18 protein-coding genes are annotated in these 18,500 nt (G+C 47.5%); 1 reads left to right on the top strand and 17 read right to left on the bottom strand.

Going from position 1 to position 18,500, the window contains the following annotated elements; all coding sequences use genetic code 11:
• Nucleotides 1–2 precede the first annotated feature (2 nt).
• The 6 genes from hisB to AAEO50_RS01940 form a co-directional block, all read right to left on the bottom strand.
• Nucleotides 3–590: an imidazoleglycerol-phosphate dehydratase HisB gene (hisB, locus tag AAEO50_RS01965; protein WP_341979841.1), complete on the bottom strand. Its 588-nt coding sequence runs from the start codon at nucleotides 588–590 to the stop codon at nucleotides 3–5.
• A 62-nt stretch (nucleotides 591–652) separates the two neighbouring features.
• Nucleotides 653–1,927 (bottom strand): histidinol dehydrogenase, encoded by a 1,275-nt coding sequence (gene hisD, locus AAEO50_RS01960; RefSeq protein ID WP_341979839.1) that lies wholly within the window; start codon nucleotides 1,925–1,927, stop codon nucleotides 653–655.
• 162 nt (nucleotides 1,928–2,089) lie between these two features.
• Nucleotides 2,090–2,716 (bottom strand): ATP phosphoribosyltransferase, encoded by a 627-nt coding sequence (gene hisG, locus AAEO50_RS01955; protein ID WP_341979837.1) that lies wholly within the window; start codon nucleotides 2,714–2,716, stop codon nucleotides 2,090–2,092.
• The gene (locus AAEO50_RS01950; RefSeq protein ID WP_341979835.1) at nucleotides 2,713–3,906 is read right to left on the bottom strand and encodes an ATP phosphoribosyltransferase regulatory subunit; all 1,194 of its coding nucleotides are present in this window, start codon (nucleotides 3,904–3,906) and stop codon (nucleotides 2,713–2,715) included. Before AAEO50_RS01950 ends, hisG begins: the two co-directional genes overlap by 4 nt.
• Nucleotides 3,907–4,046: 140 nt before the next feature.
• Entirely contained in the window at nucleotides 4,047–4,433 is a 387-nt protein-coding gene (locus tag AAEO50_RS01945; RefSeq protein ID WP_341979834.1) for a hypothetical protein, read from the bottom strand.
• Nucleotides 4,434–4,565: 132 nt separating this feature from the next.
• Entirely contained in the window at nucleotides 4,566–5,735 is a 1,170-nt protein-coding gene (locus tag AAEO50_RS01940; RefSeq protein WP_341979832.1) for a MalY/PatB family protein, read from the bottom strand.
• Between the two features lie 359 nt (nucleotides 5,736–6,094).
• On the opposite strand from AAEO50_RS01940, the gene AAEO50_RS01935 reads away from it, so the two are divergent.
• Nucleotides 6,095–7,237 carry a hypothetical protein gene (locus tag AAEO50_RS01935; RefSeq protein WP_341979830.1) on the top strand — a complete coding sequence of 381 codons (1,143 nt, stop codon included), beginning with the start codon at nucleotides 6,095–6,097 and terminating at the stop codon, nucleotides 7,235–7,237.
• Nucleotides 7,238–7,407: 170 nt separating this feature from the next.
• Here the strand turns inward: AAEO50_RS01935 and AAEO50_RS01930 are convergent, their stop codons facing one another.
• The 11 genes from AAEO50_RS01930 to uvrA all read right to left on the bottom strand — a co-directional run bounded on the left by AAEO50_RS01930 (nucleotide 7,408) and on the right by uvrA (nucleotide 18,500).
• Nucleotides 7,408–7,947, bottom strand: a complete 540-nt coding sequence (locus tag AAEO50_RS01930) for an acyltransferase (RefSeq protein ID WP_341979828.1) — start codon at nucleotides 7,945–7,947, stop codon at nucleotides 7,408–7,410.
• Entirely contained in the window at nucleotides 7,944–8,594 is a 651-nt protein-coding gene (gene ppaX, locus AAEO50_RS01925; RefSeq protein WP_341979826.1) for a pyrophosphatase PpaX, read from the bottom strand. The genes AAEO50_RS01930 and ppaX overlap by 4 nt, the downstream gene beginning before the upstream one ends.
• Nucleotides 8,566–9,531, bottom strand: a complete 966-nt coding sequence (locus AAEO50_RS01920) for a nucleoside recognition domain-containing protein (RefSeq protein ID WP_341979823.1) — start codon at nucleotides 9,529–9,531, stop codon at nucleotides 8,566–8,568. The genes ppaX and AAEO50_RS01920 overlap by 29 nt, the downstream gene beginning before the upstream one ends.
• A 131-nt stretch (nucleotides 9,532–9,662) precedes the next feature.
• Complete coding sequence (lgt, locus tag AAEO50_RS01915; RefSeq protein WP_341979821.1) at nucleotides 9,663–10,499, bottom strand: prolipoprotein diacylglyceryl transferase; 837 nt, start codon at nucleotides 10,497–10,499, stop codon at nucleotides 9,663–9,665.
• Nucleotides 10,500–10,535: 36 nt separating this feature from the next.
• Nucleotides 10,536–11,471: an HPr(Ser) kinase/phosphatase gene (hprK, locus tag AAEO50_RS01910; RefSeq protein WP_341979818.1), complete on the bottom strand. Its 936-nt coding sequence runs from the start codon at nucleotides 11,469–11,471 to the stop codon at nucleotides 10,536–10,538.
• Between the two features lie 494 nt (nucleotides 11,472–11,965).
• Nucleotides 11,966–12,619 carry an alpha/beta hydrolase gene (locus tag AAEO50_RS01905; protein ID WP_341979816.1) on the bottom strand — a complete coding sequence of 218 codons (654 nt, stop codon included), beginning with the start codon at nucleotides 12,617–12,619 and terminating at the stop codon, nucleotides 11,966–11,968.
• 97 nt (nucleotides 12,620–12,716) lie between these two features.
• Nucleotides 12,717–13,073, bottom strand: a complete 357-nt coding sequence (locus AAEO50_RS01900; RefSeq protein ID WP_341979814.1) for a phage holin family protein — start codon at nucleotides 13,071–13,073, stop codon at nucleotides 12,717–12,719.
• A complete protein-coding gene (locus AAEO50_RS01895; RefSeq protein WP_341979812.1) occupies nucleotides 13,070–13,276 on the bottom strand; it encodes a PspC domain-containing protein in 207 nt (68 codons plus the stop codon). The genes AAEO50_RS01900 and AAEO50_RS01895 overlap by 4 nt, the downstream gene beginning before the upstream one ends.
• Before the next feature lie 489 nt (nucleotides 13,277–13,765).
• A complete protein-coding gene (locus AAEO50_RS01890; RefSeq protein WP_341979810.1) occupies nucleotides 13,766–14,887 on the bottom strand; it encodes a DUF4097 domain-containing protein in 1,122 nt (373 codons plus the stop codon).
• 28 nt (nucleotides 14,888–14,915) lie between these two features.
• A complete protein-coding gene (locus tag AAEO50_RS01885) occupies nucleotides 14,916–15,230 on the bottom strand; it encodes a DUF4870 domain-containing protein (protein WP_341979808.1) in 315 nt (104 codons plus the stop codon).
• A gap of 396 nt (nucleotides 15,231–15,626) precedes the next feature.
• Nucleotides 15,627–18,500 (bottom strand): excinuclease ABC subunit UvrA, encoded by a 2,874-nt coding sequence (uvrA, locus tag AAEO50_RS01880; RefSeq protein ID WP_341979805.1) that lies wholly within the window; start codon nucleotides 18,498–18,500, stop codon nucleotides 15,627–15,629.

Genomic DNA, 18,500 nt, shown 5'->3' with positions numbered 1-18,500 from the left:
ATTTACAACATCCCTTTCGTGGAAGGAATTCCTTTGACCCGCGGGTCGATGGTTGTGGCTTCGTCCAGCGCACGGCCGAGTGCCTTGAAAATCGCTTCGATGATATGATGCGTGTTGTGGCCGTAATGAACGATAACATGGAGGTTCATCCTGGCTTCCAGTGCCAGCTTCCATAGAAATTCATGCACATTTTCAGTATCGAACGTCCCGACTTTCTGACTTGGAAGGTCCGCTCTGAATTCAAGGTGCGGACGGTTGCTGAGATCGACTACGACTGTGGCAAGCGCTTCATCCATCGGCACCATCGCCGAGCCGTAGCGCTTGATGCCTTTCTTATCGCCAAGGGCTTTGACGAGTGCCTGTCCGAGGCAGATCCCGATATCCTCCGTCGTGTGGTGGTCATCCACCTCCGTGTCTCCATTCGCATCAATCTTGCAATCGAACTGTCCATGCTTTGTGAACAAATCCAGCATATGACTCATGAACGGAACACCCGTCTCAATCTCCGAATTTCCCTCACCGTCAATTCCAAAACTCAAACGAATATCCGTCTCATTCGTCTTCCTCACAATCTCCGCACTTCTCTCCATCGTTGCTTCACTCCTTTAAAGTACCGAGGGACGGGCGTTTAGCGATTTATCGCACTAAAGTATCAATCCCTCTTTTTGAATCGTATTTCGACTGCACGCGCGTGGGCCTCGAGTCCTTCGAGCCGTGCAAGTTTCGCTATTTTATCTCCATTTTCCTTCAGCGCTTTTTCGCTGTAGGAAATGATGCTTGATTTTTTCATGAATTCATCGACGTTCAGGGGACTTGAGAATCGTGCCGTCCCGTTTGTCGGCAGGACGTGGTTCGGTCCTGCAAAATAATCGCCGACCGGTTCTGAGCTGAACCGCCCTAAGAAAATCGCTCCTGCGTGGCGGATTCCGGCCATCGTTTCGAACGGATCCGCCGTCAGGATTTCCAAATGCTCCGGTGCAAGCTGATTCACAAGCTCCACACCTTGTTCCAAGTCGTCCACCACATAGATCGCCCCGAAATCACTGATCGACCGGCGGGCAATGTCTTCGCGCGGAAGAGTCGACAATTGACGCTCAACTTCCTGTGAGACATGTTCGGCAAGGTCTTCACAAGTGGTAACGAGGACCGCGGATGCCAATGCATCGTGTTCCGCCTGCGACAACAGGTCTGCTGCAATTTCGTCCGCATGCTGACCCTTGTCCGCTAAGACAACAATTTCGCTCGGACCGGCAATCATATCGATATCCACATCTCCAAAGACTTCCCGCTTGGCAAGCGCCACAAATATGTTCCCCGGACCCGTGATTTTATCAACAGAAGAAATCGTTTCCGTCCCGTATGCCAATGCGGCTACTGCCTGTGCACCGCCGACCTTATGGATTTCCTCAACACCGGCGATTTTTGCAGCGACCAGGACTCCAGCAGACAGTTTGCCGTCTTTCCCTGGCGGCGAAACCATCGTGATCCGCTCGACCCCGGCCACTTTTGCGGGTATGACATTCATCAATACGGAAGATGGGTACGCCGCAGTTCCTCCCGGTACGTACACTCCGACCGAATCAAGAGGTGTCAGCTTTTGCCCGAGCATCGTACCGTCCGGCTGAGTCGTGAACCATGATGACTGCTTTTGCTTTTCATGAAACGCGCGGATATTGTCTGCCGCTTCCTGGATCACTTTGATCATTTCTGTGTCCATCTCTGCAAACGCGTCGGCGATTTCCTCTTCCGGAACCCTAGTCTCTTCTATTAATACTCCATCAAATTTCTCTGTGAAGTCAATCAGTGCTGCGTTTCCTTTTTCACGGACAGATGAGATGATGTCCTGAACGGCTTTCCGCTGCTCTTCCGTTCCGCTGTCGACTGAGCGTTTAATCGATGCCCCTTCGACCTCTCTGATAATCTTCATTCATTCCACCAACCTTTTATAAGAAAAGCGCAAGCGCCTTGTTCAGCCCCGACAAACGCTCTTGGTCCGAACGGTGAAGTCGTTCTTTGACTTCAGTGAGCGGACCGAAACGTCTCGAGGGGCTAGGCGCTGGAGCTGGCCTTTTCTCAAATCTATTTATTACTATCCTTCGATAATACGGGTCAACCTAGCAACAAGGTCCTCGATTTTTTCATCCTTCATCCGGTAGCTGACAGGGTTCACGATCAGCCGCGATGTGATATCGACAATCGTTTCGTATTCAACGAGACCGTTTTCCTTCAGCGTCCTTCCTGTTGATACGATATCGACGATCCTGTCGGCGAGTCCGATCAGCGGTGCAAGCTCGATTGAACCGTTGAGCTTGATGATTTCCACCTGCTCACCCTGTTCACGGAAGTAAGAAGATGCGACGTTCGGATATTTGGTCGCGATTTTTGGAGCCACATTACTCATTTTTGTATCGGGAAGTCCTGCAACAGCCAGGTAGCAGCCGCTGATTTTCAGATCTAGCAGCTCGTACACATCCCGTTCTTCCTCAAGCATCACGTCTTTCCCGGCGATCCCAAGGTCTGCAACACCATGCTCGACATACGTCGGTACATCCATCGGTTTTGCTAATATAAACCGCAGATCTTCTTGGGGGACTTCGATGATCAGTTTTCTTGAATCATCAAATTCAGGCGGGAGATCGTAATCCGCTTTTCTTAAAAGTTCAACCGCTTCTTCAAAAATCCTGCCTTTTGGCATGGCAATCGTTAAGCTGCTCATCGGTCATCACCACCATTCCCAAACTGGCCCTGTCCAACAACAAAATGAACATTGCTGAACCCTTTTGTAAATTCATCGACGTCCCCGACACCTTTCCAGTTCTGAAGGACCACCTCTTTTCCTTCGTTTCTAAGTTCAGATGCAAGCGAGATGGCTTCTTTTCTGCGTTCGTCACTGAACAGCACACATTCCTGGTTGGACGATGAAAGTTCGACTTGCATGGCTTCCAGCACATAATCAAGACGCAGTCCAAAACCGGTCGCTCCGGAGGTTTTGCCGAACTTTTCAAGAAGCTTGTCGTAGCGTCCGCCATTCCCGATCGCAAATCCGACATTTTCACCGTACACCTCAAACAGGATCCCGGAGTAGTAACTCATATGACTGACGAGGCTGAGGTCGAATTTGATATACTGTTCGACTCCGTAGTCTTTTAGGATGCTCCATAATTCCTTTAACTGTTCCAGGGCCTGAAGTCCTTTTTCCCCTTCCAAAAGGGAGTGCGCTTCACTCAGCACATTCTCCGAGCCTCTCAGTTTCAAAAAACTGAACAATCTCTGTTTATCGATTGAGGAAAGCGTCAGTTCATTCACATGCTGTCGGTATCCCACATAGTTTTTCTCATATAAAAATCTTCTTAATGTATTGGCTCTCTCTTCAGTGCCGACGATTTGTGTGAAGAGTTCCTGGACAAAGCCGATATGGCCGACCGATAGTTTAAAATTCTCAAGTCCTGCTTCTTTTAAAACAGAAACCATGAGGGCAATCACTTCAGCGTCCGCACTGACGGAGTCATCCCCGATGCATTCGATGCCCACCTGTTCGAATTCTGCCGGGCGGCCGCCTTCCCGCTGCTGTGCTCGGAATACGCTGTTTGAGTAGGCCAGTCTAAGCGGCGTCTGATCATTAAGGAGCTTCGATGCTGCGATACGGGCAATAGGTGCAGTCATATCCGGTCTCAAAACGAGTGTGTGTCCCTGCTGATCGAGCAGTTTGAAAAGCTGCTGATCGAGGATGGCAGATGCATCCCCCACCGTTTCGTAGTACTCAAGCGAAGGTGTTTCGATGAATTTGTAGCCCCAGCGCTTCATCGCACCTTCCATTTTCTTTTTCGTGCCATCTTTTATCTCATATAAATCAGGAAATGTGTCTCTCATTCCCAACGGCTTCTCGAACATGAATAGCTTTGTCATAAGAACCACCTTTGGCAAATTGAATATTGATTTATTTTCCCCTATCAAAAGGGCTTTACTAATAGTTGATTATTCCGAAATCCTTTAGTTCGCTAATGTGCTAATAAAATAAAGTTATTAGTAGTGTAGCTTTTCTTGTTTTATTCGTCAACCGTTGTGAGCGGATTTTTTTGGCGGGGATTGGGTTGAGGAGAGGGGCTGGGCGGGTGTGGGTCGAGAGAAAATTCCACAGGTGGTGAAGTTGGAACGCGGGGCATACGATTCACGATTTTTCGACAAGTTGCGCAATAAATGAGATTCTTGCGCAATAAACCCAAAAGTAGCGCAATTACAAGAATTCTGGCGCAATTAATTTTTTCTGGCGCAATTCCTGAAAAACCGGCGCAATTATTAATAAAAGCAACGCAATTTTCAAATGCCCACCAAGTAAACTCTGCTCCCAACCCGTTTTCATCGTCCAACGAATGAAAATGATCCTGATTTGTCATTTTCAAGTCTAATATGAACTTGGAAATGACCATTTGCATAATGAACCGCCAAGCCTTTTAATATAACAAAAAAGACAAAAACAGATTTTCTCAATCTATCTTTGTCTTTTCCCCTATTTTTCAGTTTTCAATCCATTTCATGAATTCATATTATGCCTTCAAATTAAATGGTCATTTCACTATCCTCCGATGCTCCAGAACAGCATGGTTCATCCTTCTCAAAGCCATATCAATCCGTTCTTTCGGACATGCGATGTTCATTCGCACAAAGGATTGCCCGCATTCACCAAACTTGAAGCCTTCGTCGAATTTGACCCGGGCTTTCTCAAGGAAGAACATGCAAAGGTCCTCACCTAACATATCCAACTCGCTGCAATCGATCCAGATCAGATGAGTTGCCTGCGGGACGATCGCTTTCAGTTCTGGAAGGTGTTGTTCCAAATAATTGAGGACGTACTGCTTATTATCTTCGAGTACCATAAGCAGCTCATTTAACCAGGGTTCGCCTTCTTCATATGCGGCAATGGTTCCTTCAATTCCGAACACATTCGGTCTCATCAGCCCATAACCGGTAAGCTTTTCATTATACTTTTCCCTCAGTTCCTTGTTGGGAATGAGGAGGATCGACGTTTGAAGTCCCGCTATATTAAAGGTTTTACTTGGTGCTGCACAAAGGATGCTGTTTTCTAAAAAGCTTTCACCCACTTTAAAAAGCGGCTTGTGCTCATACCCTTCGTAGACCAGGTCCCCATGCATTTCATCCGAGATGATCCATAGATGATGACGTTTAGCGATGTCGCCGATTCTCTCTATTTCTTCAATTGTCCACACCCTGCCGACAGGGTTATGGGGACTGCAGAGAATAAGGACCTTTGTTTCAGGCTTCCGGGCCTTCTCTTCTAAATCGTCAAAATCAATCGAGTAGAATCCGTCCTGGTATAGCAGTGTATTTTTCAAAACCGAACAGCCGTGGTTTTCAATCGTACTGTAAAAAGGATAATAAACGGGATCCTGGATGATGACACCGTCACCCGGTTCCGTCAGTACGGATAGCAAAACATTTATCCCAGGTATGATCCCTGGGCTGAAGCATATCCAATCTTTGTATATCTCCATATCGAATCGCTTTTCCCACCAAGAGACGATCGATTCAAAATACCGGCTGCTAAAAGTGGTATAGCCATATATCCCGTGATGCGCTTTCTGATTGAGTGCCTCGACAATCGCCGGCGATACTTGAAAATCCATGTCTGCAATACACATCGGTATCACATCTTCTTCAGGAAACGACCATTTAACAGAGTGCGTATTTGTTCTCTCGATGCAATCATTCCAATTCATATCCCATGCCCCCCAGTTTGTCTCTGTTCTTACTTTATAACAGATTAAGGAGAGGGGGAATAGCTAATTTATTGTAATCGTCTGTTAAACTCCGCTGTTGATCTCCGTGGAAGACTTCGCTTTCCGCGGGTAGCCCGTGAGCCTCCTCGGTCGTACCCTCCCTGTGGGGTCTCACATTAGCTACTTTTCCCGCAGGAGTCTTCGTCTTCCACTCCAATCAACAGCTGGTATCGGTTAGAACAACATCAATCTTTAACAAAGGAAAACAATCATTCTTTGCCTATATGATACAAGCCGGTCCAATTCCAAGCACTCACCATAATATATAGAGAATTAATAAGAAAAAGAGGTGAATACTATTGTCTTTATCTGACAAACCAAAGAAGACTCCCCCGACCAGCATTGATCGAGATGAAGCTTTTCATCTGCTTCTAGCTTCGGTTGCCCATCAGGAGAGGAGTTTGGGGAACCTGATCAACGCTGAAGCTGAAGTGCTAAGGGCAGCTGCCGCCGGCTTACAGGGGAATCGGCATCCAGGGGCCGCTATTTCGAACTTGATTGACTTAAATCGTTCCATCGACGAAATATTGAGATCGGTAACAAGACATGAACGAGTTCTGCACGCTAAATTAAGAACGATTTTGGAGGGTATGCAGACCCGCCCCCCTTTAACGGCTGGATCCAGAATCCTTTATGTTGCCAACAACTGGGGCAGGAGTGTGGCGATTTTCGATGCTTCTAATCCAACCGCTCCGATACAAGTAGGAGAATTCAACAGCAATCAATTCCTTTCTCCTTCCGCTTTAGCGATTACGGGAAGAGTTCTTTATGTAGCAGACCAGTCTGCGGATAAGGTTGAAATCTATGACTTGGCCGACCCTGTGAATCCTGTCAATATCGGTGAATTTAATGCGGGGAACCTGGACAGCCCCTCTGCTTTGGCCATTACAGGTAACACTCTATATGTCGCGAACCAATCTGAAAAAACAGTTGAAATCTATGATATTTCCACTCCTGCAAATCCTGTGCGTCAAGGTGAGTTCAATGGGGAAAACTTCAGCTTTCCTCATGGATTGGCGGTTACGGGAACGATCCTTTATGTAGCTGACGGTACGAGAAATACCATTGCCATCTATGATATTTCCGATCCAGTAAATCCAGTCAGACTGAGAGAATTTAATGGTGCCAACTTGAACAATCCCCTCTATATGCTCGTGTACAGGGACATTCTTTATGTAGCGAATCACGAGGGTAACACAGTAGAAATCTATGACATATCGTCACCGACCGAGCCGGTCCATACGGGCACATTTAATGGGAATTTAAATGCTCCTGTCGGACTGGCCATAAACGAAACGACTCTATATGTTTCCAATTACTATGAAGATACTGTGGAATTGTACGATATTTCTACTCCTGAATCCCCTGTACGTATAGGACAAGTCAGCACAGGACTTTATACGGCGCCAAGCGGTCTGGCTATTTTCAATGTGTTTGGGTGAGTATGGTTATTGGAGCACAGTCAAGTGGGCGTTTCATTTGAATGAAATCAACTTAGGCAATTAAAAAAGTGATCCCTTTATGCTTCTTAGCATTCCAAGGGATCACTTTTTTTTATTTTAATGGGTGTACGAGCGCTGATCTATAGGCGAACTAAAAATGAAGGATTCACTTATTTCTCCGTTCTTACCCCGTAAATCTCATCATCCCGCCAGCGTTCGGCGAGTTCTTCTTTGGTATAAATGACACGCATGGGGTTTCCTCCGACAAACGCTCCCTGCGGCACGTCTTTATGGACAAGGGTGCCGGCCGATACAATGGCTCCGTCGCCGATTTTTACCCCTGGCAGAATCGTCGTATTCGCCCCGATCATGACTTCCGATCCGATTTCCACTTCACCGAGACGGTATTCTTTGATCAGGTACTCGTGGGCGAGAATCGTTGTGTTGTAGCCGATGACGGTGTTCTTGCCGACGGAGATCTTTTCAGGGAACATGACGTCGAGCATGACCATGAGGGCGAAGGATGTCTGGTCCCCGATGTTCATTCTCAGGAACGTTTTGTACAGCCAGTTCTTCATTCCGAGGAACGGGGTGTAGCGCGCTGCCTGAATGACGATGAAATTCTTGACGACTTTCCCGAATGGCACGGTTTTATAGACATGCCAGAGTGAGTTGGCTCCTGATACCGGGTAGCGTGTCGTTCTTCTCATGCTGTCGGCACTCCGACCACCTTCAATAGGTCAGGCATCGTTTCGAGCATGAAGTCAGGTTCGTAGTGGGCAAGATGCTCGCGGCCTTTCGCACTCCACGCGACACCAGCAGAGAGGACTCCCGCATTTTTACCTGCCAGGATGTCATGGTGATTGTCTCCGACCATGATCGCTTCCTGGGGTGAAGCGCCCAGTTCAATCAGGGCTTTCTCGATCGGTTCGGGATGAGGCTTCGCGTTCTCCACTTCATCAAGTGTGATCACCACGTCGAAAAATTGGCGGAGATTCATCAAATCAAGCCCTTTCAGGACGACATCTCGCACTTTCGTCGATACGATCGCGAGCTGATAGCCTTGTTTGTACAGCGTTTCAACGGTTTCGTAGACGCCTTCAAACCCGGTGACAAGCTCGTCATGGTGCTCATGGTTGAATGCTCGGTAATGGGCACACATTTCATCGACTTTATCCGGATTCAATCCCCCGAAAGATTCCTCCAGTGGAGGGCCCATGAATGGAAGCACATCTCTTTCGGTGTACTGATCCGGATAGTAATGATTCAAGGTGTGAAGGAAGGAAGAGATAATCAGATCATTTGTGTTGATCAGTGTTCCGTCCAGGTCAAATAATACTGTTGTAATTTTGCTCATAGTGATTCTTCCTTTCTTTTTTTGCATCAGCGCGGTTCCAGAAATACGCTACCGCCATCGTCAACACAATCGCCGTGACGAGTCGGATGATCAAGAGCGGCAGTACCGGGATGCCAAGCGGTATGAAAATCAGCGTATCCTCGACGACTGCGTGGCAGGAAACGAGGAAGATGAAGGCAATCGTGACGTCCTTTTTGCTCACGCCGTCCTCTTTCACGGCCTGGATCATGACGCCTGCCCCGTAGGCAAGGCCGATGACGAGTCCAGCGACCATCGTCGTCGACGTGTTGGCATTCATCCCCAGCGCTCGTGTTGCAGGTGCTAGCCAGCGCGAAAAGACTTCCATCCACCCCAAGTCTTTCATGATCTGGATGATGACCATGAGCGGGATGACGATCAGCGCCAGCTGAAGCACACCGTAACCCGCTTTTTCAAGTCCAAGTAAAAGGATTTCTCCCCATCCCTCAGGCTCTGCCTGCTGCGGGGGCATCATGCCATATTGGGCCATCTCGGATCCGCCCTTCCATAACAGGTTGATGACGACTGCCGAGATGAGCGCGAGTCCAATCCGTACGGTGACAATCAGCCAGATTTTCACCCCGACTTTGGCGGCAACCGTCGATTCGATCAATAGGTTATGGGAAAACGACAGCATGACCGCAATGATGAAGACTTCCTTGACGGTCAAATCAAGTGACAGGATACCCGCTATACCTGCGTACAGGTTAAGGAAATTTCCTAGGACAAGGGGAATGGCGGCGTCACCCGACAGGCCGATCAGCTTCATGAAGGGCGATATTTTTTCCATCACCCACGGCAGGACAGGAGTGTATTGCAATACAAATACAATCAGTGTGATGGGAAAAATGACTTTTCCCAGGGACCATGTTGTCTTTAAGCCTGTCAGGCCGCCATTTTTAATCGATGACATCCACATTCTCTCTTCTCCCCTTATCTATTAGCTCTGTTAACGTATAAAAGGAATGCGGAGCCCCCTGACCGTGAACGAACCGGTTGGCCGGCTCATTTATCCGACAGGAGTTCCGCTTATTCCCCTTCAAACTCAATTTACATATTCACTTCTTCATTGCTTTTATCGTTATAGGAATGGCGTGCCATACCTGACTTCCTTCTATAAATGATCAGTACAGCAGCCACTGCAATCAGAACAAGTGAAATGACTTGTGCGACCCGCAAATATTCCGTCAGCATCAGGCTGTCCGTTCTCATTCCTTCAACAAAGAAACGGCCGATCGAATACCAGATCACATAGGACAGGAATAATTCACCGCGGCGCAGGTTCACTTTTCTTCTTAAAATCAAGAGAAGAACGAAGCCGGCAAAATTCCACAGAGATTCATACAGGAACGTCGGGTGGTAATAGGCTCCATTTATGTACATCTGATCAATGATGAATTGCGGAAGATAAAGATTCTCCAAGAAGGCACGCGTCACATCTCCTCCATGAGCTTCCTGGTTCATGAAGTTCCCCCAGCGGCCGATCGCCTGACCCAGGATGATACTCGGCGCTGCAATATCAGCAAGTTTCCAGAAGGAAATCCCTTTTATTTTTGCGAACACAATCGCGGTGATCACGGACCCGATCAATGCTCCATGAATCGCGATCCCGCCGTTCCATACTTTAATGATATCCCCGGGATTTTGAGAATAATAATCCCATTCGAAAATGACATAATACGCTCTTGCAGAAAGGATGGCGATCGGGATCGCCCAAACAAGTAAATCGACAAACGTATCAGGGTGAAGCCCTAGCCGCTTGCTTTCCGATATCGCTAAATATAATCCTAGTGCAATTCCCATTCCGATGATGACGCCGTACCAGTGTACCTGCAATGGTCCAAGCTGGAATGCAATTGGATCAATGGGTGTGATCGTTTGGTTCATGGTTTCGCTCCTTTGTTCATAAAGTTGAAATCTCTATTAGATATCTTCGTTTACGCCGTCTTCGATGACTTCAGAAAGGCGGTTCGTGAACTGCTCGGCTGCATTCACACCCATCCGTTTCAGACGGAAGTTCATCGCCGCCACTTCGATGATGACCGCTAAGTTTCGTCCGGGACGAACGGGTACGGTATATTTTGTAATATCCGTATCGATGATTTTCATTTTCTCTTCCTCAAGTCCAAGTCGATCATACTGTTTCTTCTGATCCCAGAGCTCAAGGTTGATGCAGAGGGTTATGCGTTTATAGTTACGTACAGCTCCGGCACCGAAGAGAGTCATGACATTGATGATGCCTAGTCCACGGATTTCAAGCAGATGTTCAATCAGGTCAGGTGAGGTCCCGATCAGGGTATCCATATCTTCCTGACGAATCTCAACGCAGTCATCGGCAACAAGGCGATGTCCACGCTTCACCAATTCAAGTGCTGTTTCACTTTTACCGACGCCGCTCTTCCCTGTGATGAGCACCCCTACCCCGTAAATATCCACGAGCACACCATGTACCGCTGTTGTAGGAGCGAGCTTGCTTTCCAGATAGTTGGTCAGCCTCGAGGAAAAACGGGTTGTTTTCATTGAGGACCGCATAACCGGGACGGATGTTCGGTTCGCAGCTTCCACAAGTTCATCCGGTATCTCCAGGTCTCGGGAAATGATGATCCCCGGTGTGATATCTGTGCACAGTGCCTCCATTCTCCGCTTGCGTTCTGCTGCATCGAGCAGGTCCAAGAATGAAAGCTCCGTCTTACCAAGCAGTTGAACCCGTTCTGCAGGATAATAGTTAAAATAGCCTGCCATCTCGAGTCCCGGCCGTGATATGTCACTTGTGGTGATCGGTCTATGTAATCCATCTTCTCCGCCCACAAGTTCCAAGTTGAATTTTTCCTGTATATCTTTCGTTCGAACCTTTGCCAAAGCAAGCTCCTCCTTCTATTCTATAACCATTTTCGTTCGCTCTTCGAATCTTTTCTACTCTTACCTATTTTAGCAATTATGAGGAAAAGCGCAAGCGCGTCAGTTCTTATGGAAGTGGCCACGCTTTAACATAACAAAACTCTTTTAATACCGCTTTTGATTTCCGTGCAAGACTTCGCTTTCCGCGGGTAGCCCGTGAGCCTCCTCGGCTTCGCCTGCGGGTCAGAAAAGCGCAGGCGGCTTGTTCAGCCCCGACAAGCATAAGATGAATGGGACGGGAAGGCGCCTTTTGCCTTCTTGGACCATTCAGCTTATGACCTCGAGGGGCTAGCCGCCAGAGCTAGACAAGTCTCACATTGGCTACTTTTCCCGCAGGAGTCTTCGTCTTGTACTCCAATCAACCGCTGGAACGAACCCTTTATAGAGGGTAAGTCCACTTTTCACAAAAACTACAAGCGGCAAGGGAGATACAAATAAAAAAACATAGCCCAGGGCTATACTTTTTTTATAAATGACTCTATTGCCGTCATGATGCTTTTGTGGATGTCCATGGAATTGAGGACGTGAAAGTCATGTTCCAGGCTGTGGTTGGCGTCTGGGATCAGGTGGAGTTTCAATTGTTGGTTTGAGGATAGTTCTTCAATTCTTTCCTCAAGGTAATGGGGATCGCGGTCACCTATGAAGCAGAGTCCTTTATGGTTAGTCTCCTTCATTGCCTTGTAGACCATTTCCTCTTTTAATAAGGGGGTCAGCCAGATGGCTGCAGCGTCTTTAAAGGCTTCCCGTTTCAGCTCATTTCTGAGCGGGATGGTTCCGAGGGATTTGGCCAATAGGCAGTAGGATTCATATGTTTTAGCTTCTAACGCGATATCGATCACGGTTTTACAATCACTTAACAGCATTTCATCAAATTCCTGGTCGGTCATCTCTTTTAATTCATCTGAATTGTAGTGATAATTAATATGCAGTACATCCCATCCTTCGCTCAGGAACATGCCCGTCGGGTAGTGCAGAAGCGGCCCCATAACGGTGTACCCGATCCCTGGAAAGAAAATGGCGAGACCGACCGGGTTATCCGATGTGCTTAATACGCGATAAGGGACTTCACAATTTTTTAAACCTGTAATACTTGATGATGTCACTTTCATGGTTGATTCCTCCTCTTCTTTCCAACTATTTCTAGTTACCGAAGGAAAAATCCTCTTTTTTCCATAAAAAGAAAAACTCCAGTCAATTGACCGGAGTTCATTTCTCTTTACGAGGTTCTAACACAGATTTTTGAATGATCAGATTGGCAAGCGACAGGATGATTGATGCCAGAAACGCCATTCCGAACCCTGATAATTCAAATGCGTCCCCCATGATTCCGTCTGTCAGCAGCAGGGTTACTGCATTGATGACGAACAGAAACAATCCAAGTGTCAGAATGGTTACCGGCAGGGTCAGGAGGATCAGGATCGGGCGGATCAATACGTTCAGTATCGATAAGATAAAGCTTGCGATAATCGCCGAGCCGAATCCTGACACGTTAAATCCGTCAAAAAAACCTGCCAATGCCACAAAAATCACTGCGTTGATTAAGATCCCAACAATCCATCTCATTCTCTGATGGCTTCCTCCTCATTCGGCAGCACAAAGGCCATTAAGCCGTACACGACGACCAGCGGAAAGAATCCCGTGGGAATTAATAAAATAATGAAGATCACTCGCAGAATGGTCGCATCAATTCCTGTGAATCGGGATAACCCGCCGAGGACCCCGGCGAACTTACGATTAGATCTTGAGCGTACTAATTGTTTTTTCATAGAAAACCCTTCCTTCTCATCTTATGCGTTGTCCTTCTTAACATTCTTCTCCCCGCCCTTTTTTATGAGGAAAGAATGATTTGTTTCCGCAAAAAGATGACAGTTGCGCAGTTATTTCCGGTATTTAACGCAGACCGTTTCTTTCCGCTGCAGGCACTTGCTTTCCGCGGGCGGCCGGTGAGCCTCCTCGGCTTTGCCTGCGGGTAGAAAAGCGGAGGAGGCTCGCCCAGCCCCGACAAGCATAAGATGAATGGGCCGGGAAGGCGTATTTTGCTTTCTTGGACCATTTAGCTTATGACCTCGAGGGGCTAGCCGCCGGAACTGGACAGGTCTCACCTGTTCCGCTTTTCCCGCAGGAGTCAAGTGCCTGCAGCTCCAATCCACTCTAGGGAGAAATTGTTGAGAGACTTCTATTTTTACAAAAGGACAACGTCTCTTCTTTCATTTATTCCCCTCTATATTGAGCTTAAACGATTTGAAGGGGAATCTTTACACGTTACCTTCATTCCTGTCCTCTGTCTTTTTGATGAGGACAGAACCGGTTTTCGTTTCTGCAAACAGGTGAAGTTTTTCTTCGGCATCTGTCCTGCGGTTGAAGCGGATATGCTTTTGTACGACTTCATTTTTTTCCTCGACGACGTCGATTCCTTCGAGCTCCACTTTGAATCCGCCAAGATTTGATTTGGCTTCACCAGCGATGTTGATGGTTCCGGGTACGTAGAGGTCGACATTGCCTGTTACGGTTTTGGCGTGCAGCGTGTCGGCTTTTGTGCCGGTGATGGCGCAGACGATGTTACCGTTCAGGGATTGGGCATCCGTATACTGAATATCCCCTTCAACCTTGACTTTCCCGTTGATGGATTCTGCTTCGACTTTTTCGGCTTTGACGTTCAAAATTGTGATGGCTCCGTTCGATGTTTCGACCTCTGCTTTTTTGCTTGTCAGATGATCGATCTGAATTTTTCCGTTTGCCGATTTGGCACGAAAATCGTCGGCATCTATATGATCGGCTATCAGACCGCCGTTGAACAACCGTACCGAAACCTTTTCATACTGGTGCTTCGGTATATACAATTTCGAGTCAACCTTCATCCATTTCAGCTGAGTGGAGAAATAGAGGGTCTCTTCATCAACCGCGAAGGAGGTGTTCTCCATGAACTGCTTGCGTGCTTCTTCACGATCTTCCGTGCGGTATACCTTTGCCTGGCATTCGACCCTTACTTCTTCACCATCCCAAGGAATCAGTTCCACTTTCCCATTCGCAACATCGATATCCACCTTTTTGAATGCTGTGTTCGGCTGCTGGAAGACGTGGGATACCTCAACCGACTGATTCCACTGGAAGTCAAAGTCGAAGTTCTTAATTTTAGAAAAAGCGGTATTCATGAAATCAAGAAGTTTATCCTTTGTTTTGTCTGATTTATAGCTGTTGCTGGTGTCACCCTTCTTCTCATCCTGAAAAATGGACACGAATTCATCAAGGAAATCCTTTTCTTTTTCCCCTGCAGGCTCGGTTTTCTTATCGAGGGCTTCCAGAAGCGTCAATGCTTCCTGGGCAGTCAGCGTCCCTTTTTCCACCATATCGAGAATTCGTTTGCGTTCTTCATTCATAACTTTTCATCCCCTTATCATTAGTTCTTTATAGAAGTACTTTGATTCCTTTGTACACATTCCAAATGACAATGACGATATTGATCAATATGAACAAACCGATCATCAGGAAGAAAAAGACCGGAAGTCCTGAGCCCGTGGCAAAAATCCCAATGTCTAAAAAGATGCCTGCAAATATAAGCGGAATGGCGATTAGTGGTATGATGTGAGAAATCAATGCCGCCTTGGCATCCTTTTTCACATGCGGGTTATCTGTAATGAAATAAACAATGATTGGAAAAATGAATCCTGCAAAAAATATACTAAAATAGCAAAGCGCTGATAATATCTTGTTGGTCTCCATCTTCATCATCTCCTTTACTATTATTTACGATACGTTTCTGAAAAGGTTTCATTCTTTGAAATTTCCTTCTGTGATCATTTTCTCATAGGACACTCTTCTTTTTACTCCATCTTAGGTCTGAGTTTTTGTCGGTATGGAGGTGTGTTTTGTTTTTTATTGGATGTCCATTTACATCATCCATTTTTGAATGCCGCTGTTGATTCCCGTGGAAGACTTCGCTTTCCGCGGGTGACCCGTGAGCCTCCTCAGCTTCGCTTCCGGGGTCTCACATTGGCCACTTCTCCCGCAGGAGTCTTCGTCTTCCACTCCAATCAACTGCTTGAGCCAGCTAAATCACCAAAACCTTTAACAAGACCAAAAAAGAGCCGGATTTCTCCAGCTCTCGATTGATTGATATTAACTCGTTACTTCTTCCTTCTCACGGATTTTTTTCTTCATCCGTTCGCGGTCGCGTTCAAGAATCGGCTTCAGGTACTTACCGGTATAGGAACCTTTGGCTTCTGCCACTTTTTCCGGGGTTCCGCTGGCGATGATGGTGCCGCCTTTGTCTCCGCCTTCTGGTCCGAGGTCGACAATGTAGTCGGCCGCTTTGATGACGTCAAGGTTGTGTTCGATGACGAGCACGGTATCCCCGTTTTCAACGAGGCGCTGAAGTACGGTCAGCAGGCGTGAGATGTCATCGACATGAAGACCGGTTGTCGGTTCATCCAGGATGTAAAGGGAGCGGCCCGTTGAACGGCGATGCAGCTCGGATGCCAGTTTTACACGCTGCGCTTCTCCTCCTGACAGGGTCGTCGCAGGCTGGCCAAGTGTGATGTAGCCCAACCCGACATCAAAGATCGTTTGAAGCTTCCGTTTGATTTTCGGGATGTTTTCGAAGAACTTCACTGCATCTTCGACTGTCATTTGAAGAACGTCCGCAATATTCTTATCCTTATATTTCACTTCAAGCGTTTCACGATTGTATCGTTTTCCATGACATACTTCACATGGGACATACACGTCCGGCAGGAAGTGCATTTCGATCTTGATGATCCCGTCTCCGCGGCAGGCTTCACATCTTCCGCCTTTTACGTTGAAGCTGAAGCGTCCTTTTTTATACCCGCGCACCTTGGCTTCATTGGTTGTCGCAAATACATCCCGGATATCATCGAATACGCCTGTGTAGGTGGCCGGATTCGATCTGGGGGTACGCCCGATCGGTGACTGATCGATATCGATGACTTTTTCGAGATGGTCAATTCCCTTTACTTCTTTATGCTCACCAGGTTTGGTTTTGGCATTATGAAGTTTTTGCGCCAGGGATTTGTGAAGGATCTCATTGATCAGCGTACTCTTTCCGGAACCGGAAACGCCTGTGACCGCTGTAAAGACACCGAGCGGAAACTTTGCTTTCACGTTGTTCAAGTTGTTTTCCTTGGCGCCGACAATTTCAAGATATCTTCCATCCGGCTTGCGTCTTTCCTGAGGAAGCGGGATGAATCTCTTTCCAGATAAATATTGTCCTGTCAATGAATTTTTGTCATCCATGACTTCATGGGGTGTTCCGGCTGAAATGACTTCTCCGCCGTGTACGCCTGCCCCGGGACCGATATCGATAAGGTAGTCGGCTGCCAGCATCGTATCCTCATCATGCTCGACGACAATCAACGTGTTTCCGATATCACGCATATTTTTAAGTGTATCAATCAATCGGTCGTTGTCCCGCTGATGAAGTCCGATGGATGGCTCGTCCAGGATATACAATACCCCTGTCAGTCGGGATCCGATTTGAGTCGCGAGACGGATCCGTTGTGCTTCCCCTCCGGAAAGGGTTCCTGCAGCACGGCTTAACGTCAGATAATCAAGACCTACATTCACAAGGAAACCGAGACGTTCCCGGATCTCCCTCAGGATCAGTCTTGCGATTTTCATATCTTTTTCGGAAAGTTCAAGCTGGGCAAAGAAATGATCCGCTTCCTCGATGGAAAATGCAGTGACTTCCCCGATGTGAAGGGAGTCCACCTTCACGGCAAGGCTTTCTTCTTTCAGGCGGTGGCCGTTACAAGTCGGGCAGTCCTGCTGCGCCATGTACTTCTCCATCTGCTCCCGGATATAGTCCGAGCTTGTTTCGCGGTAACGGCGCTCTATATTTTTCATGACCCCTTCAAAGCGAAGATAGTTTTCGCGCACTTGACCAAAGTCATTTTCGTAACGGAAATAGATCTCATCTTTGCCGGAGCCTTTCAGGATCTTATCCATTTTATCTTTCGGAATATCCTTGACGGGAACATCCATCGGGATGCTGTAGTGATCACAGACCGCTTTCAGCAGGGATGGATAATATTGTGAGCTCGTCGGCTCCCAAGGGGCAACCGCGTGCTCATTAAGGGTGCGGTCCCAATTCGGGATGACCAGCTCTTTGTCCACCTCAAGCTTTGTCCCCAGCCCGTCACAGCTTTGACATGCTCCGAAAGGACTGTTGAAGGAGAACATTCTGGGCTCAAGCTCAGTGATCGAGAATCCGCAATACGGGCAGGCATGATGTTCACTGAACAGGAGCTCTTCCTCGCCGATCACATCGATGACGACCTGGCCCTCTGCCAGACGGAGAGCCGTTTCCAATGAATCGGATAATCGCGCTGCCACACCTTCTTTTACGACGATACGGTCAATGATGACTTCGATGGTATGCTTTTTATTTTTTTCAAGCTTGATCTCTTCTCCAAGATCCTGTACCTCGCCGTTTACACGGACACGGACGAACCCTTGCTTCTTGATGTCTTCAAGTGTCTTGGCATGGGTCCCTTTGCGTCCGGACACGACAGGTGCAAGCACCTGGAGCTTTGTGCGTTCCGGGTATTCAAGAATCCTGTCGACCATCTGCTCGATCGTCTGGGAAGAGATTTCGATGCCATGATTCGGGCAGATCGGTTTCCCGACACGTGCAAATAACAGACGCAGATAATCATAAATTTCAGTGACCGTTCCAACTGTTGAACGGGGATTTTTGCTTGTCGTTTTCTGATCGATTGAAATCGCCGGCGATAATCCTTCGATTGAATCGACATCGGGCTTATCCATCTGTCCCAGGAATTGACGTGCATATGCTGACAGCGACTCGACATAACGTCTCTGTCCCTCAGCGTAGATTGTGTCAAATGCAAGGGAGGACTTCCCGGACCCGGATAAACCGGTCAGGACGACCAGCTTATCTCTCGGAATTTTGATATCTATATTTTTTAAATTATGAGCTCTTGCTCCTTGTACGATAATTTGGTCTTTGGCCAT

The sequence above is a fragment of the Rossellomorea oryzaecorticis genome, from assembly GCF_038405515.1.
Lineage (GTDB): Bacteria > Bacillota > Bacilli > Bacillales > Bacillaceae_B > Rossellomorea > Rossellomorea oryzaecorticis_A.
Note: the sequence above shows the minus strand (reverse complement) of the source record. Positions and strands in the feature narration are given on the sequence as shown.

Coding starts and splice junctions, on each gene's coding strand:
- hisD (WP_341979839.1), bottom strand. CDS start 1,927: ATGAAGATTATCAGAGAGGTCGAAGGGGCATCGATTAAACGCTCAGTC.
- AAEO50_RS01940 (WP_341979832.1), bottom strand. CDS start 5,735: ATGAATTGGAATGATTGCATCGAGAGAACAAATACGCACTCTGTTAAA.
- AAEO50_RS01930 (WP_341979828.1), bottom strand. CDS start 7,947: ATGAGAAGAACGACACGCTACCCGGTATCAGGAGCCAACTCACTCTGG.
- hisB (WP_341979841.1), bottom strand. CDS start 590: ATGGAGAGAAGTGCGGAGATTGTGAGGAAGACGAATGAGACGGATATT.
- uvrA (WP_341979805.1), bottom strand. CDS start 18,500: ATGGCCAAAGACCAAATTATCGTACAAGGAGCAAGAGCTCATAATTTA.
- ppaX (WP_341979826.1), bottom strand. CDS start 8,594: ATGAGCAAAATTACAACAGTATTATTTGACCTGGACGGAACACTGATC.
- AAEO50_RS01900 (WP_341979814.1), bottom strand. CDS start 13,073: ATGAGATGGATTGTTGGGATCTTAATCAACGCAGTGATTTTTGTGGCA.
- AAEO50_RS01950 (WP_341979835.1), bottom strand. CDS start 3,906: ATGACAAAGCTATTCATGTTCGAGAAGCCGTTGGGAATGAGAGACACA.
- AAEO50_RS01905 (WP_341979816.1), bottom strand. CDS start 12,619: ATGAAAGTGACATCATCAAGTATTACAGGTTTAAAAAATTGTGAAGTC.
- AAEO50_RS01890 (WP_341979810.1), bottom strand. CDS start 14,887: ATGAATGAAGAACGCAAACGAATTCTCGATATGGTGGAAAAAGGGACG.
- AAEO50_RS01945 (WP_341979834.1), bottom strand. CDS start 4,433: ATGCAAATGGTCATTTCCAAGTTCATATTAGACTTGAAAATGACAAAT.
- hisG (WP_341979837.1), bottom strand. CDS start 2,716: ATGAGCAGCTTAACGATTGCCATGCCAAAAGGCAGGATTTTTGAAGAA.
- AAEO50_RS01885 (WP_341979808.1), bottom strand. CDS start 15,230: ATGGAGACCAACAAGATATTATCAGCGCTTTGCTATTTTAGTATATTT.
- lgt (WP_341979821.1), bottom strand. CDS start 10,499: ATGAACCAAACGATCACACCCATTGATCCAATTGCATTCCAGCTTGGA.
- AAEO50_RS01895 (WP_341979812.1), bottom strand. CDS start 13,276: ATGAAAAAACAATTAGTACGCTCAAGATCTAATCGTAAGTTCGCCGGG.
- AAEO50_RS01920 (WP_341979823.1), bottom strand. CDS start 9,531: ATGTGGATGTCATCGATTAAAAATGGCGGCCTGACAGGCTTAAAGACA.